The organism is Microbacterium maritypicum MF109 (assembly GCF_000455825.1).
GTDB classification, from domain to species: domain Bacteria; phylum Actinomycetota; class Actinomycetes; order Actinomycetales; family Microbacteriaceae; genus Microbacterium; species Microbacterium maritypicum_A.
Genome location: NZ_ATAO01000171.1, coordinates 1 through 210 on the forward strand (window position 1 = coordinate 1; position 210 = coordinate 210).

General features: G+C 73.8%; 1 pseudogene. It reads left to right on the forward strand.

Features of this window, described 5'->3' with window-relative positions:
• Window positions 1-210 (forward strand): annotated as a pseudogene (locus tag L687_RS30015) (hypothetical protein); the annotation flags it as partial.

Sequence of the window (210 nt, forward strand, 5' to 3'; positions counted from 1 at the left end):
CTCACGGCCACTCCCGCCGGGGGCGGCTCCGGGTACTCCTCGGAGCCGCCCCCGGCGTCGGCAAGACCTACGAGATGCTCGCCGAGGGACGACGCATGCTCGACGAGGGCCATGACGTCGTGATCGCGATCGTCGAGACGCACGACCGCGCCGCGACGCAGGCGCAGACCGCCGGAATCCCCGAGGTGCCCCGCCGGGTCGACCTCCACC